This window comes from Streptomyces ipomoeae 91-03 (genome assembly GCF_000317595.1).
GTDB classification, from domain to species: domain Bacteria; phylum Actinomycetota; class Actinomycetes; order Streptomycetales; family Streptomycetaceae; genus Streptomyces; species Streptomyces ipomoeae.
Genome location: NZ_AEJC01000124.1, coordinates 1 through 16,348 on the forward strand (window position 1 = coordinate 1; position 16,348 = coordinate 16,348).

At 71.1% G+C, this 16,348-nt stretch carries 16 protein-coding genes; 11 read left to right on the forward strand and 5 right to left on the reverse strand.

Features of this window, described 5'->3' with window-relative positions:
• Positions 1 to 93 precede the first annotated feature (93 nt).
• Entirely contained in the window at positions 94 to 534 is a 441-nt protein-coding gene (locus tag STRIP9103_RS08260) for a hypothetical protein (protein WP_048819923.1), read from the reverse strand.
• Between the two features lie 337 nt (positions 535 to 871).
• Positions 872 to 1,858 (reverse strand): hypothetical protein, encoded by a 987-nt coding sequence (locus tag STRIP9103_RS08265; RefSeq protein WP_009303680.1) that lies wholly within the window; start codon positions 1,856 to 1,858, stop codon positions 872 to 874.
• Between the two features lie 228 nt (positions 1,859 to 2,086).
• Here STRIP9103_RS08265 and dapE point away from each other — a divergent pair, with 228 nt between their 5' ends.
• Positions 2,087 to 3,166, forward strand: a complete 1,080-nt coding sequence (dapE, locus tag STRIP9103_RS08270) for a succinyl-diaminopimelate desuccinylase (protein WP_009303663.1) — start codon at positions 2,087 to 2,089, stop codon at positions 3,164 to 3,166.
• A 179-nt stretch (positions 3,167 to 3,345) separates the two neighbouring features.
• Positions 3,346 to 4,104: an LOG family protein gene (locus STRIP9103_RS08275; RefSeq protein ID WP_009303697.1), complete on the forward strand. Its 759-nt coding sequence runs from the start codon at positions 3,346 to 3,348 to the stop codon at positions 4,102 to 4,104.
• Between the two features lie 60 nt (positions 4,105 to 4,164).
• Here STRIP9103_RS08275 and folP read toward each other — a convergent pair whose 3' ends face one another.
• Positions 4,165 to 5,025 (reverse strand): dihydropteroate synthase, encoded by an 861-nt coding sequence (gene folP, locus STRIP9103_RS08280; protein WP_009303692.1) that lies wholly within the window; start codon positions 5,023 to 5,025, stop codon positions 4,165 to 4,167.
• A gap of 119 nt (positions 5,026 to 5,144) precedes the next feature.
• Here folP and STRIP9103_RS08285 point away from each other — a divergent pair, with 119 nt between their 5' ends.
• The 3 genes from STRIP9103_RS08285 (at position 5,145) to STRIP9103_RS48290 (ending at position 6,934) form a co-directional block, all read left to right on the forward strand.
• Positions 5,145 to 5,489, forward strand: a complete 345-nt coding sequence (locus STRIP9103_RS08285; RefSeq protein WP_009303649.1) for a DivIVA domain-containing protein — start codon at positions 5,145 to 5,147, stop codon at positions 5,487 to 5,489.
• Positions 5,486 to 6,076 (forward strand): DNA-3-methyladenine glycosylase I, encoded by a 591-nt coding sequence (locus STRIP9103_RS08290; protein ID WP_009303684.1) that lies wholly within the window; start codon positions 5,486 to 5,488, stop codon positions 6,074 to 6,076. The genes STRIP9103_RS08285 and STRIP9103_RS08290 overlap by 4 nt, the downstream gene beginning before the upstream one ends.
• Before the next feature lie 61 nt (positions 6,077 to 6,137).
• Positions 6,138 to 6,934, forward strand: a protein-coding gene (locus tag STRIP9103_RS48290) for an IS5 family transposase (protein WP_234022146.1) whose coding sequence is annotated in 2 segments (ribosomal slippage) — positions 6,138 to 6,473 and positions 6,476 to 6,934 — 795 coding nt in all. Because the reading frame shifts where the segments join, the coding sequence is not laid out codon by codon here.
• 152 nt (positions 6,935 to 7,086) lie between these two features.
• Here STRIP9103_RS48290 and chcB read toward each other — a convergent pair.
• Positions 7,087 to 7,890: a 2-cyclohexenylcarbonyl CoA isomerase gene (chcB, locus tag STRIP9103_RS08305; protein ID WP_009303661.1), complete on the reverse strand. Its 804-nt coding sequence runs from the start codon at positions 7,888 to 7,890 to the stop codon at positions 7,087 to 7,089.
• A 396-nt stretch (positions 7,891 to 8,286) separates the two neighbouring features.
• Between chcB and STRIP9103_RS46130 the strand changes: the two genes are divergently transcribed.
• Positions 8,287 to 8,454 (forward strand): DUF3117 domain-containing protein, encoded by a 168-nt coding sequence (locus tag STRIP9103_RS46130; RefSeq protein ID WP_003966491.1) that lies wholly within the window; start codon positions 8,287 to 8,289, stop codon positions 8,452 to 8,454.
• A 93-nt stretch (positions 8,455 to 8,547) separates the two neighbouring features.
• On the opposite strand, the gene STRIP9103_RS08310 is transcribed toward STRIP9103_RS46130, so the two are convergent.
• Positions 8,548 to 9,354 (reverse strand): O-methyltransferase, encoded by an 807-nt coding sequence (locus STRIP9103_RS08310; RefSeq protein WP_309474716.1) that lies wholly within the window; start codon positions 9,352 to 9,354, stop codon positions 8,548 to 8,550.
• 158 nt (positions 9,355 to 9,512) lie between these two features.
• Between STRIP9103_RS08310 and sigE the strand changes: the two genes are divergently transcribed.
• The 5 genes from sigE (at position 9,513) to STRIP9103_RS08335 (ending at position 16,315) form a co-directional block, all read left to right on the forward strand.
• Positions 9,513 to 10,229 carry an RNA polymerase sigma factor SigE gene (sigE, locus tag STRIP9103_RS08315; protein WP_078613839.1) on the forward strand — a complete coding sequence of 239 codons (717 nt, stop codon included), beginning with the start codon at positions 9,513 to 9,515 and terminating at the stop codon, positions 10,227 to 10,229.
• The gene (locus STRIP9103_RS08320; protein ID WP_009303688.1) at positions 10,226 to 11,470 is read left to right on the forward strand and encodes an anti-sigma factor family protein; all 1,245 of its coding nucleotides are present in this window, start codon (positions 10,226 to 10,228) and stop codon (positions 11,468 to 11,470) included. Before sigE ends, STRIP9103_RS08320 begins: the two co-directional genes overlap by 4 nt.
• A 1,506-nt stretch (positions 11,471 to 12,976) precedes the next feature.
• Positions 12,977 to 14,638 carry a trypsin-like peptidase domain-containing protein gene (locus tag STRIP9103_RS08325; RefSeq protein WP_048819924.1) on the forward strand — a complete coding sequence of 554 codons (1,662 nt, stop codon included), beginning with the start codon at positions 12,977 to 12,979 and terminating at the stop codon, positions 14,636 to 14,638.
• A 209-nt stretch (positions 14,639 to 14,847) separates the two neighbouring features.
• Positions 14,848 to 15,303, forward strand: a complete 456-nt coding sequence (locus STRIP9103_RS08330; RefSeq protein ID WP_009303672.1) for a sec-independent translocase — start codon at positions 14,848 to 14,850, stop codon at positions 15,301 to 15,303.
• Between the two features lie 340 nt (positions 15,304 to 15,643).
• A complete protein-coding gene (locus STRIP9103_RS08335) occupies positions 15,644 to 16,315 on the forward strand; it encodes a hypothetical protein (protein ID WP_009303682.1) in 672 nt (223 codons plus the stop codon).
• Positions 16,316 to 16,348: the final 33 nt, after the last annotated feature.

The following is a 16,348-nucleotide window of genomic DNA, read 5'->3' on the forward strand; positions in this document are numbered from 1 at the left end:
ACCTCCCTGCCACGCCCCCTGCCGTTCCCACTGCGGGCAAGCCGAAGGGGCCCGGGGGAGCAACCCCGGACCCCTTCGGCGGTGTACGGAACCTCAGCCGAGCGGGCTCTTCGTCGGCAGCTTCGGCAGAGACCCGCCCTTGGTCACGGAGTCCGTCGCCAGACCCCCCTTCGTGGCGCCCTTGGTGGCGTCACCCAGAGCCTCACCGGCAGAGCCCGCGGCAGCCCCGGCAGTCTTCTGCGCGACGGGCGTCGTCTTCTTGACGGCCTTCCCGCCGGTCTTGCTCACGGTCGGCAGGGTCTCCTTGGCCGTCTTGCCGCCGACGTTGCTCGCGACCCCGGTGACGTTCTGCGTCGCGCCGTCGACGGTGTTACCGGCGTTCGTCCCGTCCACGGCGGACAGACCGCCGAGGTTCGGGGTGGCCGGGAGCTCGGGCGCCGCGCTCGCGGAGCCGGCCGCACCGACCACGGAGGCCGCTCCCGCTGCGGTGAGCAGCGCGGTACGGGCGATCCGGCGGGTCAGGGGGAGGGACATGGTGCTCCTTTGACGGAAGAGAACGGTGAAGTGTCCGACCGCGCCCGGGAATTGACCGTCGAGTGGAGGTCGAGGAGATCGTTCCCGGGCTCGGACGCAGTGACTACCGCTCGAAGTCCGTGAAGGTTGCGGCGGCCAAACGTAAAGAGTTGGCAATGCATCGCATTATCGAATGCGGATCAAGTCGGACAATCATCCCCCGGTCCGAAAGTCTGCTGAATCCTTACCGCCCTTTGTTCTCAAGGGGTGTCCGGGCTACGAGGGTGAGCGGGCGAAAACCTGCCCACCTCGTCCATGCGACGCGCCGCGCATCCCCCGCACGGGTGAGCCGCGTCCCCTACTGTCCAATGACGATTCGGACCTCGTCGGCGGTACCGCCCGCGGCAGGGGCCGTACGCCACGCGCCCGCGCGCCCCCCGGCGACCCACTCCTGCCCCGCGAACGTGACCCGCTCGATGTCCAGCCGGGCGGAGTTGGCCACGGCCCAGTGCGCCAGCTCCCAGCCGCGCTGCCGGGTCTTCGTGGCGTCACCGGCCCCGGAGAGGGGGATGGTGACGGCCTCGACGCCGGGAGAGGCGGCCGGACTCGGGCTCGTCCTCGTTTGGGCGCGCGAGGCCGAGGAGTAGGCCTGAGCGCCCGTCCGCTTCAGCACACCGTCCCCGAAGTCCCGTACGAGCGCCGAGCGCACGGCGTCGGGGCCGCCGGCCAGGGCCGTCCCGCCGGCCGTCTCGGTACGCCCCTCACAGGTCAGCGTGGCCGCGGCCCGGCCGGTCAGGGCGGCGGCGAGCAGCGTGGCGTCCGGCTCGTGCTTGGCGTACGCCTCCGGGTAGCCGCTGCGCTGCACCCGCTGGGCGGCGACGGTCAGCGGCAGCTCCTCGTAGCCCTTGACCTTGACGAGGTGCTCGTAGAACTCGCCCGCCGCGTACGCCGGGTCCATGATCTCTCGCTCCGTGCCCCAGCCCTGCGACGGCCGCTGCTGGAACAGGCCGAGCGAGTCGCGGTCGCCGTGGGTGATGTTGCGCAGGCCGGACTCCTGGAGCGCGGTCGCCAGCGCGATCGTCACGGCCCGCTCGGGGAGGTCGCGTGTGGTGCCGACCGCCGAGATCGTCGCCGCGTTGGCCGCCTGCTCGGGCGTGAACTCGTACGACGTCCCGTCCTCGGCGGACACCACCTTGCACTTCGGTGTGCCGTTCCCCCCGGTCAGGTACTGCATGGCCAGATACGCGGCGAGCGCGACCAGCACGACGAAGGCCGCCGCGAAACGCAGGAAACAGCCACGGCCACGGCTACGGGGTTGCGGAGAAACGGTGAACGGCTCTGACACGCCGCACAAGGTACTGGAGAGTAATAGGGCTCCGCTGTGGGTTGTGGACAACCGCACGGAGGTGACCGAATCCGTTCGAAGATCGGTTCCACCTCGTCGACGCGTCGGCCGCACCTCGTCGACGCGGCGGCCCCACCCCGTCGGTGAGTCCGGCCCGCCCTGCCGGCGAGTCCTGCCCGCTCTGTCGGTGCGTCGGGGCCGCGCGTCCGGCGCGTTAGGGTCGAGGGCATGGCCGAGACCCCGATTGACCTCACGCTGGACGCCGCGCGGCTGACCGCGCAGCTCGTCGACTTCCCCTCCGAGAGCGGCAGCGAGAAGCCGATCGCCGACGCGATCGAGACCGCCCTGCGCGCCCTGCCGCACCTCACGGTCGACCGCTACGGCAACAGCGTCGTCGCCCGTACGGACCTGGGCCACGCGGAGCGGGTCGTCCTGGCCGGCCACATCGACACCGTCCCCATCGCGGACAACGTGCCCTCCCGGCTCGACGCGGACGGCGTCCTGTGGGGCTGCGGCACCTGCGACATGAAGTCGGGCGTCGCGGTCCAACTCCGTATCGCGGCCACGGTCCCGGCCCCGAACCGCGACCTGACCTTCGTCTTCTACGACAACGAAGAGGTCGCCGCCGAGCTGAACGGCCTGAGGCATCTGTCCGAAGCGCATCCGGAGTGGCTGGAAGGCGACTTCGCGATCCTCCTGGAGCCCACCGACGGCGAGGTCGAGGGCGGCTGCCAGGGCACCCTGCGGGTCCTGCTGAAGACAAAGGGCGAGCGCGCCCACTCCGCCCGCGGCTGGATGGGCTCCAACGCCATCCACGCGGCGGCCCCGATCCTGGCCCGCCTCGCCTCGTACGAACCCCGCTACCCGGTGATCGACGGCCTGGAGTACCGCGAGGGTCTCAACGCGGTCCGTGTCTCGGGCGGTGTCGCGGGCAACGTCATCCCCGACGAGTGCGTGGTCACCGTCAACTTCCGTTACGCGCCCGACCGTACGGAGGAGGAGGCCGTCGCCCACGTCCGCGAGGTCTTCGCCGACTGCGGGGTCGAGGAGTTCGTGGTGGACGACCACAGCCCCGGTGCGCTGCCCGGCCTCTCCCACCCGGCCGCCGCGGCCTTCATCGAAGCGGTCGGCGGCACCCCCCTGCCCAAGTACGGCTGGACGGACGTCTCCCGCTTCAGCGCCCTCGGCGTACCCGCCGTCAACTACGGCCCCGGCAACCCCCACCTGGCGCACCGGCGAGACGAACGGGTGGACACGGCGAAGATCCTGGCGGGGGAGGAGCGCCTGAGGGCGTGGCTGACGGCGTGAGACGACGGCCGGGCGGGCGGCCCAGCCGGAGTGGCCGACTCTGAGCCACCGCTTGGAGCGCGTGCCGAAGACACAGATGTACCGGGTGGCGAATTGTGGCGGACACGCGCGCGTACCCCGTCCTTGACCCGCGTGGATCTAGGCTGAGGTGAACCACCAGCACGGCGGAGGGAGCGGACATGGCGACCGGCAACCCCGAGGGCAAGAAGCAGCCACCGGACGAGCAGCGGCTGGGGCCGGTGCTGCGCAGGCGCACCCAGGTGCAGGCGAGCACGACCGACCAACGGCTGCTGGACGCGGGCGGTCCGTCGGACTGGGTCCACACCGACCCCTGGCGGGTGCTGCGCATCCAGTCGGAGTTCATCGAGGGCTTCGGCACGCTCGCCGAACTCCCACCCGCGATCAGCGTGTTCGGCTCCGCCCGGACGCCGGTCGACTCTCCCGAGTACGAGGCGGGTGTGCGGCTCGGCCGCGGTCTGGTGGATGCGGGCTTCGCCGTGATCACCGGCGGTGGCCCCGGGGCCATGGAGGCGGCCAACAAGGGGGCCCTCGAAGCGGGCGGGACGTCCGTCGGCCTCGGAATCGAGCTCCCCTTCGAACAGGGCCTCAACCCCTACGTCGACATCGGTCTGAACTTCCGCTACTTCTTCGTCCGGAAGATGATGTTCGTCAAGTACGCCCAGGGGTTCGTGGTCCTGCCCGGTGGCCTCGGCACCCTCGACGAACTCTTCGAGGCCCTCACCCTCGTCCAGACCCAGAAGGTCACCCGCTTCCCCATCGTCCTCTTCGGCGAGTCCTACTGGAGCGGTCTGATCGACTGGCTCTCCAACACGTTGGTCGCCCAGGGCAAGGCCGCGCAGAAGGACCTCGCCCTGTTCCACGTCACGGACGACGTGGAGGAGGCGGTGGCGATGGTGTCGAAGGAGGCGGGCCGCTGACAGGCCCTTTTCTTCACGTGGGTGGGGGCTGCTCGCGCGGTTCCCACCCACCCGCACTCTCTACGCCAGCCCCCGTCGGGCAACCGTCGGTGCCCGATGCCCCGCGATCGCCGCCACCATCTCCAACACCTGCCGAGTCTCGGCGACTTCGTGCACCCGATACACCTGGGCCCCCAACCACGCGGACACCGCGGTCGTGGCCAACGTCCCCACCACCCGCTCCTTCACCGGCCTGTCCAACGTCTCCCCGACAAAGTCCTTGTTGGACAGCGACACCAACACAGGCCACCCGGTCTCCACCATCTCCCCCAACCGCCGAGTCGCCTCAAGACTGTGCCGCGTGTTCTTCCCGAAGTCGTGCCCGGGGTCGATCAACACGCACTCCCGAGGCACCCCCAGGGCCACCGCCCGCTCGGCCAGCCCGAGGGTCACCCGGAGAATGTCGGCCATGACGTCGTCGTACTCGACCCGGTGCGGCCGCGTACGAGGCTCGGACTCCCCGGCGTGCGTGCACACCAGCCCGACCCCGTACCGCGCCGCGACCTCGGCGAGCCGGGGATCGACCCCGCCCCACGCGTCGTTGAGAAGATCGGCCCCGGCCTCGCAGACGGCCTCGCCGACCTCGTGCCGCCAGGTGTCGACGCTGATGATCACATCGGGAAAGCGCCGCCGCACCTCGGCGACGAAGCCGACCGTCCGCCGCGCCTCCTCCTCGGCGCTCACTTCCGCACCGGGCCCGGCCTTGACCCCGCCGATGTCGATGATCGCGGCCCCTTCGGCCACCGCCTGCTCCACGCGCGCGAGGGCAGGCTCGTCCAGGAAGGTCGCCCCCTGGTCGTAGAAGGAGTCCGGGGTCCGGTTCACGATCGCCATGATCACCGGCTCGTGAGCACCGAATTCCCGCTTGCCCAGCCTGAGCATCTCCTGTGACCTCTCCCAGTACGTCCTGCTGATCGGCTGCCTCGCCCGACCGTCCGAGACCCTAACTGTCAGACTCGCATGGCACGATCGGAGCCGAACACATCCGAGGGGACCCAGCGATGTTCACATTCTTGTTCCTGGTGGTCGCGCTCGCCATCGTGGTCGCCGCGGTGACGCTCGCCGTGGTGGGCGGCGACAGCGCGGCACTGCCGGAGGTCGCGGGCGAGCGCCTCCAGGACCCGCTGCCGGCGGACCGCCCGGTCAACCGCGCGGACATCGACGCGCTCCGCTTCCCGCTCGCCCTGCGCGGCTACCGCATGACGGACGTCGACGACGCCCTGGGCCGCCTCGGCGCCGAGCTCGCGGAGCGCGACGCCCGCATCGCCGACCTGGAGTCCGCTCTCGCGGGCGCCCACGCGGCGACGACCTCGCTGCACAAGCCGGAGGAGGGCGACCACCAGTGAGCCACGGCACCGCTCTCACCGGCCCCGACGGCGCCCCGCGCTGCCCCTGGGCCCTGTCCACCGAGGACTACATCGCCTACCACGACGAGGAGTGGGGCCGCCCTGTCCACGGCGACGACGCCCTCTACGAGCGGCTCTGCCTGGAGGCCTTCCAGTCCGGTCTGTCCTGGATCACCATCCTCCGCCGCCGCGAGGGCTTCCGCGCCGCCTTCGCCGACTTCAAGATCGCCGAGGTCGCCACCTTCACGGACGCCGACAAGGACCGCCTCCTCGCCGACCCGGGCATCATCCGCAACCGAGCCAAGATCGAGGCGACCATCGCCAACGCCCAGACCCTCGCCGACTGGTCCCCGGGCGACCTGGACACCCTGATCTGGTCCCACGCCCCGGACCCGACGACCCGCCCCGCGCCGAGGACCCTGGCGGACGTCCCGGCGGTGACCGACGAGTCGAAGGCCCTGTCCAAGGCGTTGAAGAAGCGAGGCATCAGATTCGTGGGCCCGACAACGGCGTACGCGTTGATGCAGGCGTGCGGCTTGGTGAACGACCACTTGGAGACATGCGCCGCAAGGAGCGCGCCGGTTTAGGGGCGCGGGGCTGTTTAGACGTCGTCTCATTTGGATTGTTCGATAGTCTGGCGTCGTGGGGATCGTTGAGCGTCTCGTGCCAGACGAGTTGTGGGAACTGTTCGAGCGGGTGGTGCCGCCGGCTCCATCTCGCCCGCAGGGCGGCGGCCGACGACGGTACGGAGACCGGGAGGTCCTGGCTGCGATCGTCTTCGTGGCCACGTCGGGCTGCACGTGGCGGCAGTTGCCTCCGTCGTTCGGACCTTCAGGGCCGACAGCCCACCGGCGGTTCACCGAGTGGACCAAGGCCCGGGTCTGGGCCAAGCTCCACCGTCTGGTCCTGGATGAGCTGGGCAGGCGCGGTGACCTGGACTGGAGCCGGTGCGCGATCGATTCGGTGAACATGCGCGCGATGAAAGGGGGGAGCTGACAGGTCCGAATCCTGTCGACCGGGGCAAGAAAGGCTCAAAGATCCACTTGATCACCGAGCGGACCGGTCTGCCCCTCTCCATCGGCGTCTCCGGCGCCAACCTTCACGACAGCCAGGCCCTCGAACCCCTCGTCCGCGGCATCCCGCCGATCCGCTCCCGCCGCGGACCCCGCCGGCGCCGCCCCGCCAAACTGCACGCGGACAAGGGCTACGACTACGACCACCTGCGCCGATGGTTACGCCAGCGCGGCATCACCCACCGCATCGCCCGCAAGGGCATCGAGTCCTCCAAGCGGCTGGGCCGCCACCGCTGGACCATCGAACGCACCATGGCCTGGCTCGCCGGCTGTCGCCGACTCCACCGCCGCTACGAGCGCAAAGCCGACCACTTCCTGGCATTCACTGCCATCGCCTGCACCCTCATCTGCTACCGCAGACTCACCAAATGAGACGACGTCTTAGGGGCGCGGGGCTGTTTCGATCCGCGGCTCCGCCGCGACGGGGGTCCCTCCCGCTCGGGCGAAGTCGAGAGCGGGGGAGTGACCGGCCACAACGAACCAGCGGTTCCCGACGGCGCCCGAGCCCCCCGAACCAACCGGACTCAACGCCCCAAATACTTCGGCTTCTCCTTATTGACGAACGCCTGCACCGCGATCCCATGGTCCTCGGAGGACCCGGCCCGCGTCTGCAACTCGTCCTCCTTCTCCAACGCCTCCTGAAGGGAATGCGTCAGCCCGAACGCCAGCGACTCCTTCAACGCCCCGTACGCCACGGTCGGCCCCTCGGCCAACGCACGGGCCACCTTCACGGCCTCCTCGGCCAGCTCGGCGCTCGGCACCACCCGGTTCGCGATCCCCAACTCGTACGCGTCCTGTGCGCTGATGCTCCGCGGGAAGAGGAGCAGATCGGCGGCCCGCCCGGGCCCGACGACCCTCGGCAGCGTCCAGGAGATCCCGGAGTCGGCGGTCAGGGCGACCCCGGCGAAGGACGTGTTGAAGGCGGCCGTATCGGCGACGACCCGGTAGTCCGCCGCGAGCGCGAACCCGAAGCCGGCCCCTGCCGCGACCCCGTTCACCCCGGCCACCACGGGCTTCGCCATACCGGTCAGGGCCCGCACGATGGGGTTGTAGTGCTCCCGAACCGTGGTCATGGTCGCCTGCGACCCCGTCTCGGCGTCCTGCCGCAGCAGCCCGATGTGCTCCTTGAGATCCTGCCCCACACAGAAGGCCCGGTCCCCGGCGGCGGTCAGCAGCACGGCCCGTACGGCGGCGTCCGCGGCGGCGGCCTCCACGGCCTCCCGCAGCGCGACCTTCGTCGCGATGTTCAGCGCGTTCATCGCCTCGGGGCGGTTCAGCGTGATCGTCGCGAGCCCGTCGCTCACCTCGTAGAGCACGGTGTCGGCCATGGCGGTTCCCCTCCGGTGTCGCGGCTCCGGCGTACGGATCGGTGGCGGTAGGTACCGACCAGTACGTTCTGCGTCACAGCACAGCATGGCGGAGATCACCGGCGGTGGCGCGGGCGGGACGTGTGACCTGCGTCAAAGAATCACGATCGGCCGAGCGACGGCGGAGAAGGTGCGCGGTGGCGAAGTATCGCAGCCACATCGCCGAATTGGGTGGTTTTGCTCGGGCGCGTTGCTCAAGCGATGCCGACTGATGTTGGTCATCGGGTCGTGAGATGCGGGATAATGGCCTGGAAGCAATGTGTTCGATGCCGGTGTCGTGTGTCCCTGTTTGGACCGCGCCTGCCCTCCAGGGCCGTCGGCTTTGACGATGAGCTGGTTTCAGGAAGGGGAACGAGCATGGCGGCCATGAAGCCGCGGACGGGCGATGGCCCGCTCGAGGTGACCAAGGAGGGGCGGGGCATCGTCATGCGCGTTCCGCTCGAAGGCGGCGGTCGGCTCGTCGTCGAGCTGACCCCTGACGAGGCCGACGCGCTCGGCGACGCCCTCAAGAAGGTCGTCGGCTGACGCGCGTAGCGACCGTACCCTTTCAACCGCCCCGGCATCGCCACGAATGGTGCCGGGGCGGTTGCTTGTCCCGGCGCCGTGTGTCCCTGCGGCTCAGCGCTTGACCGCGCACAGCAGCCCGTCGCCCACGGGGAGCAGTGACGGAACCAGTTCGGGGCTCTCACGGACCGCGCGCAGCAGCTCCCGCAGTCGTATGACCTCCGTGGGCTGGGGGCCGGAGTCCACGGTGCGGCCGTTGGCGAAGACGCCCTCGAAGGCCACCAGGCCACCGGGTCTGAGCAGGCGCAACGATTCAGCGAGATAGTCGAGGGACTCCAGCCGGTCGCCGTCGCAGAAGACGAGGTCGTAGCCGGAGTCCGCGAGCCGGGGCAGTACGTCCAGCGCGTGGCCGGGGATGAAGCGCGCGCGGTTGCTGGCGAAGCCGGCCGCGCGGAACGCCTGCCGCGCGAACTGCTGGTGCTCCGGCTCCGGATCCACGGTGGTCAGCACCCCGTCCGGCCGCATGCCGTACAGCAGATGGATCCCGGAGACACCGGTCCCGGTCCCGATCTCCGCCACCGCTTTCGCGTCCACGGTCGCGGCGAGCACCCGCAGCGCGGCGCCCGTGCCGGGCGACACCGAGCGCAGCCCTGCTTCCCGGGCCCGGTCACGGGCCCAGCGCAGCGCGTCGTCCTCGGCGACAAAGGCGTCGGCGAACGCCCAGCTCGTCAGCCGGTTGCCGGTAATGACCCTCTCCTCTGTGCCCGTGGTTGCCTGGGCGTGACTGTATCCGTTGCCGCCGGGAACCTGCTGATGGGACCGGTCGTTTAAAGGGGTGAGTGAGTGACGGGGGCCGCGACGGGGGGCAAGGGATGGATCGGGACGCAGAGCAGGCGCAGGTGCGGGTGCTGACAAAGCCATATGAGCCGCATCGGTCATATGAGCAACATCAGCGCACATCAATTTCTTATAAAACCGCTTATCCGGAGCTAACGGGCGAGGTGGCTATGGTAGGGGCTCCACTGGACACCACCAGAGCCGATAGGGGAGGTGCGGCTGCGCCTGTGGATCGGGGAGGAGTGCTGCGGCGCTTTCTCGGATCGGCGGGTAGGCCGAAATCCGTGAACGACACCGCTGACCACAGCCACGCCGACGCTTTCGCCTCGGGCGGAGCGCAGACTGCGACCTTCACCACGGACGCGCACGCGCAGGCGTGGACTCCGCCCACCTGGGAGGAGATCGTCAGCACTCACAGCGGCCGGGTCTACCGCCTCGCCTACCGTCTGACCGGCAATCAGCACGACGCCGAGGATCTCACCCAGGAGGTCTTCGTCCGCGTCTTCCGCTCCCTGTCGACGTACACGCCCGGCACCTTCGAGGGCTGGCTGCACCGCATCACCACGAACCTCTTCCTGGACATGGTCCGGCGCAAGCAGCGCATCCGCTTCGACGCCCTCGGGGACGACGCGGCCGAGCGCCTGCCCAGCCGCGAGCCCACCCCGCAGCAGGTCTTCAACGACGCGCACTTCGACGCCGACGTCCAGCAGGCCCTCGACACCCTCGCGCCCGAGTTCCGCGCCGCCGTCGTCCTCTGCGACATCGAAGGACTGTCGTACGAGGAGATCGCCGCGACCCTGGGGGTCAAGCTCGGCACGGTCCGCTCCCGGATCCACCGTGGCCGCTCCCAGCTCCGCAAGGCCCTCGCGCACCGTTCGCCGGAGGCCCGGGCCGAGCAGCGCCGCGGGTTCGCGATGCCACGGGTGCCCGCCCTGGGAGGAGGGGGCGCGACCGCGTGAGTGGATCCCGGCCCACCCCTGCTGAGCAGCACCTGGGAGACCGACTCTCCGCGCTGGTCGACGGAGAGCTCGGTCATGAGGCGCGCGAGCGCGTCCTGGCGCATCTGGCCACCTGCGCGAAGTGCAAGGCGGAGGCCGACGCGCAGCGCCGTCTGAAGAACGTCTTCGCGGAGGCCGCCCCACCGCCCCCCTCCGAGAGCTTCCTGGCCCGGCTCCAGATGCTCCCCGCGGGCGACACCGACGGCGGCTCACCGCTGGACAGCGGAGGCTTCGCCGGAAGACTCCGGGGCACGGCCGGCGGGCCCGGTTTCCCCGTGGACTCGTCCGACTCCAGGGACTTCGCGGACTTCGGCGTCTTCGGACCCCGCAGCGACTCGTTCGGATACCTCCCGTCGGGACCACACGGCGGCGCTCTGACGCCGTCGGAGGGCCGCGGACTGCTCGGCGGCCGGGGTCTGTCCAGCGGCCGTGGATTCCTCGGTGACCGGGGCTTCCTGAGCGGGCGGAGTTTCCTGGGCGACCGGGGAGCCCTGGGCGGACGCACCCCGTCGACCGGCCGGGGCCTGTCGGCCGACGGACGCGGCACCGCGGGAGAGACGTTCGCGGGCGACGCGACAGACACGGACTCCGCCGAGGAGCGGGGGGACGGCGTCGCGGAGGGCCGCAGAGTCACCGGTGACCGTGGCTTCCGGACCCATGACGTGAGCCGACACGAGGCCGAGCGTTCGGCTTCGCGCGGGATGCGGTTCGCCTTCGTGGCCGCCGGCGCGGTGTCGCTGGCCGCGATCGCGCTCGGTGGAATGACCACCGGGGCGCCCGCCGAGACGGTGGACGCCCGGGGCGGCACCGGCTCCGGCAGCAATGTCACCCCGCTGCGGACCCAGCCCACGGGAACCACCCCGGCCCCCGAGTCGCAGCGCCGCCGGGGCACCGCCGGGCCGCTGCTCGCACAGGGCCAGCGGGCCGCGGGCGAGGCGCCGGTGGCGCCGACGGAGATCTCCGCGCCCCTGCTGCCCGGAGTCCCCGCTCCGGTCGGCCAGGGCCGTACGACCATGCACCCGCTGACCGCGCCCGTGCTGGCCGGTGCCGCCATCATGTCCCCGCTCATACATCCGCTCACCGCCACGCCTCCGCTGCAGCTGACCACGTGGTCCCAGGTACCCGAGCTGACCGCTCCGGGGCTGCTGACGGCTCCCGACACGACCTCGTCCCCCACTCCTTCCTCCTCTGCCCTCCACTGACACCGACGTCTGCGCGGCGGCCCGCGAACCTGGTTGAATCCAGAGTGGGCCGTGGCCGCCCCGGCCGACTCCGGCCCGCGGCACTCGGCGAACGGTGGGCAGCGGGCCGGTCCTTGGGACAGCGGCCCTAGGTGTGGGGAGAACATGAACGAGGGGAAGCCCACGAAGGGGAAGTGGTGGAGCCGCCCCCGAGCGCATGACGCCGGGGCCGAGGCGACGGGGGACCACATGGGCCTTTCGGGGGCCGACGGAGTGCCTGGGGCGCCTGCTGGGGCAGGCGACGGGGCCCCGAGTTCGCGTTCCGGGGTGGACGACGAAGCGACGGGTTCGTTTCGTGAGGACGGCGCTGGGGTGCCTGCGGGGTCGCTCCGCGGGGTGAGCGATGGGGGCGATTTCGAGTTGGACCGACCCGCGACACCGCCCGTCCCGGATGGGCCTGGCCCCGACGACGACTTCGAACTGGCCCGGCCCGAAGGGGCCTTCGGCGCCGAGGGCGGGCTGCGGGGTGCTGCCGCGTCGGGTGCCGATGTTGCGACGCCGAGTGGTTCCGCAGTGGGTGCCGACAGCGGGGGCGACTTCGAGTTGGAGCGGCCCGCGTCCATCGGTACGGGCGAGGGCGCGATGGCTGAGTCGTCCGGCAGTGGTGACGGGGTGACCAAGCTGCTGCGGGCCGAGGCGGGGAATGCTGAGGCCCCGGAGGGACGTTCGCTGCCCTCTGCCGTCGAGGCCCCCGAGGGGAATTCGTCGGCCTCGGCTGAGACGACTGCGCGACTCGGGCTGGAGCGGGGCAACGCGTCGGCTGACGGGGTTGGTTCGCTGCCGTCCGGTGATGTGAGCGCGAGCGGGGAGGCGACCACCCGGCTGGAGAAGGGCGTTTCGGCGGCTGGTGAAACGACTCGCCCGGTGGGACACGAGGGGGCGGGGTTCGATACGGCCGGTGAGGGCCAGGACCTGGGCCAGGGCTTGGGCCAGGGCTTGGGCGAGTCCGGCGTTCCGGCCGCTGGGGTCGTCCCTGTTGCCGACGGTCGGTCGGCGGGTGGGCCGGGCGGTGCCGTGAGCGCCCCTGGAGCGCCCTCGGAGCGTCCCAAGCCACTGCACGACCCCGATCCCTACGGCACCCCGCCCTACGGCGAGCCCGGCCCCTGGGCGCCCGCCCCACCGGTCCAGCACCCGGCGACCACTCCCGCCCACGGCACGTCCGCCCACGCGGCGACCCCGGCCCATGGCACACCCAACTCGGGGGTGCCTCAGGCTCACGGTGGGCCCGTCCCTGCGGTGGCCCCGGCTCATGGCGCGCCCAGTTCGGGGGTGCCTCAGGCTCACGGTGGGCCCGTCCCTGCGGTGGCCCCGGTGCACGACGTGTCCAACTCGGCGGCGCCTCAAGCCCATGGGGCACCCGTCCCTGCGGTGCCCCCGGTCCATGGCGCGCCCAGTTCGGGGGTGCCTCAGGCTCATGGGGCACCCGCCGCCGCGGTGGCCCCGGCTCATGGCGCGCCCAACTCGGCGGTGTCCCAGGCCCATGGCGCGCCCACCGCGGCTCCTGGCGTTCACACGCCGGGCGCACCCCAGGCGCACAGTGCGCCCGCCTCGACGGCAGCCCCGACGCATGCCGCGTCGGCGAGCTCGGCCGTACCCCCGTCGGCGTCCGTGACGCCGGCCCACGGCACCTCCGTAGCGTCCACGGCCCACCAGCCCACGGCGGCGCCGTACACGGACGCTCCTTCGCGCCCGGTGTCCCCGTACGCCGATGCCCCCTCGCCCGCAGCGGCCCCGTACGCGGATGCCTCTCGGCCCGCCACGGCCGCCCAGTACCCGGATGCCGCCTCCCAGCCCCCAGTGGCCCCCCAACCCACCGCAACCCCTTACCCGGACCCGTCCCAGCCCTCAGCGGCCCACTATCGGGACCCCTCTCAGCCCGCGCCGTCCTCCCAACCCCCCTACGCCGACGCATCACCAGCCGGGCCCTCGGCGCCCGGCAACCCCTGGCAGAGCTACGACCCCTGGGCGGGTTCAGGGCCGTTGCAGCAGAACGGGGCCGCGGTGGCCGATGTGGGGCGGGGGAGGAAGCGGCGCGGGAAGGTGCTGCTGCTCGGGGCCGTGTTGCTGGCACTCGTGTCCGGGGGCATCGGCGGGGCCGTGGGGGCCCGTCTGGAGCGGAACGGTGGGGTCGGTGAGGTCGAGCTGCCGCAGTCGAGCGGCGGGGCCACGGGGCGGGCGCCGGACAGCGTCGCCGGGATCGCCGCCAGCGCGCTGCCCAGTGTCGTGACCCTTCACGTCAGCGGCTCGGACGGGCAGGGCACCGGCACCGGGTTCGTGCTCGACGAGCGCGGTCACATCCTCACCAACAACCACGTCGTCGACCCGGCCGGCACGGGCGGCGAGATATCGGTGACCTTCAGCGGCGGCGAGACCGCCACGGCCACCCTCGTCGGCCGGGACACCGGCTACGACCTCGCCGTTGTCAAGGTGACGGGCGTCAGCGGGCTCAAGCCGCTGCCGCTCGGCAACTCCGACGACGTCCGGGTCGGCGACCCGGTCGTCGCCATCGGCGCCCCCTTCGACCTGGCCAACACGGTCACCTCCGGCATCATCAGCGCCAAGGAGCGGCCCATCACGGCCGGCGGCGAGAGCGGTGACGCCAGCGATGTGTCGTACGTCGACGCGTTGCAGACCGACGCGCCGATAAACCCGGGCAACTCGGGCGGGCCACTGGTCGACGTCAACGCCCGGGTCATCGGCATCAACAGCGCCATCCGGTCCGCCGACAACGGTTCCGGCTCGGACGGCGGGCAGGCCGGTTCGATCGGGCTCGGCTTCGCGATCCCCATCAACCAGGGCAAGCGCGTCGCCGAGGAGCTGATCAACACGGGCAAGGCGACCCACCCGGTGATCGGCGTCACCCTCGACAGGGACTACGCGGGCGACGGCGCCCGTATCGGCAACGACAGCGGCGGGGACGCGGTCACCCAGGGCGGTCCCGCCGACAAGGCGGGCATCCGGTCCGGCGACGTCATCACCAAGGTCGACGGCCAGCGCATCCACAGCGGCGACGAACTGATCGTCAAGGTGCGCGCCCACCGCCCCGGCGACCGTCTGGAGCTCACCCTCCAGCGCGGCGGCCGGGAACAGAAGGTCACCCTGAGCCTCGGTTCCTCGGGCGGCGACTGACACCAACTTCACAGGAGGGGGTCCCGCACCCCCTCCTGCCAGGCAAAGCGCTGGGAAAACCATTCTTGTGGGTGTGGTCGGAAGTCGCCCGACAGTACCGGTTCGACAGGATCGCCGGGTACCGTGGACCCGGCCCGGACCACGGAAGACCCTTCCGGACCACGGAACCTCCCGAGGGCCGCGACCGAGGACATCGCAAGGAGCTTCAGGTGTTCAATGACATAGGTACGCTCGAGTTGGTGACGCTCGTTGTCCTCGCCGTACTCGTGTTCGGTCCGGAGAAGCTCCCCAAGGTGATCCAGGACGTCTCGCGCACGATCCGCAAGATCCGCGAGTTCTCGGACAGTGCCAAGCGGGACATCCGCGAGGAACTCGGTCCGGAGTTCAAGGACTTCGAGTTCGAGGATCTCAACCCCAAGACGTTCATCCGCAAGCAGTTGGACAACGACGACCTGGGGCTGAAGGAGCTCCGCAGCAGCTTCGACCTGAAGAAGGAGATGGCCGAGGTCGCGGACGCGGTCCAGGGACGCGAGTCCTCGTCCGCCGTCGGATCCGGTTCGTCTTCGTCGTCCTCGGGTTCGACCGGCGGCTCCGTCGACATGTCCAAGAAGCGCGAGGCCCTCGACGCGGGCGAGCGTCCGCCGTACGACCTCGACGCCACCTGAGCAGTACGCCCGCGTGAGCCGGGAGCCGCCGAGCCGGTGCTCCCGGCTGCCACGGGGGTCGTACACCCGGCTGCCACGGTGGTCGTCACCCGAGTGCCGCTGCGGCCGTACACCCGAGTGCCGCCACGCCCCCGTGCGTGATGCGATTCATACCGTCAAGCGCCCTCGTACGGCCTGAACCCGCCAGTACGCCGTCCTACGCGCCGGGCGCTTTCCCTGCTGCTCGGAGAGCTGTGGCTATGCTGCCCAGTTGTTGTGCGGACTGTAAGGAAAGCGAGCGACGACGCCCGAGGGGGGCGGGCCGCTCCGGTCCGCCGAGAGCGAGGAGGCGTCCGGGCAGATGGAGACGACGAGTCGGGTAGGCGCGCAGGCGTCGGTTGCGGAGGGCGGACAACAGGCCCCCTCCGCCCGGCGTACGGTCGACGGTTACCTGCTGGCGCCCTTCCCGTGGTACGGCCTCGACGAGGCCTTCACGGGGCCGCGCTGGCTGATGCAGGTCGGTACCTCGGCGGAGGGCACCGTCGAGCACGGTTCGATCGGGCACGGCGACGAGCCCTCGGTGCGCAACGAGTACGCCGCCGGGGCGGACGACGAGGCCAGGGAACGGTTCGCGGTCGTGGTGACCATCGCGGCGAACGACGTGCGTCGCAGCGCCGACGGCACGGGGGTCCTGGAGGCCACCTCGGTCTCCTCCGCGGCCTGGCTGGCCGGTGTGGGGCTGCTGTCGTTCACGTGGCCCGGACAGCTGGACCACACCCTGCGGGACGACTGGCTGGACCAGCAGACCGAGACGGCGTGGGTCCTGGCGGACGACCTGGCCGGTCCCGACTGGTCGACCCTGTCGCTGCCGGTGGACGGGGTGCCGACGCCCTTCCACTACCGGGAGTCCGAGTTCGGGTGGGTGCTCGCCGGGTCGACCTCGCAAGGGGTGCATGTGGGGGCGTACGGGAGAGGGATGAGCGCGTACGGGTTGGGCTTCGCCATGATCAAGGACATCACGGAGTACGCATAGACGAAAGGGCACCGCTTCAGTTGGTTGCGGTGC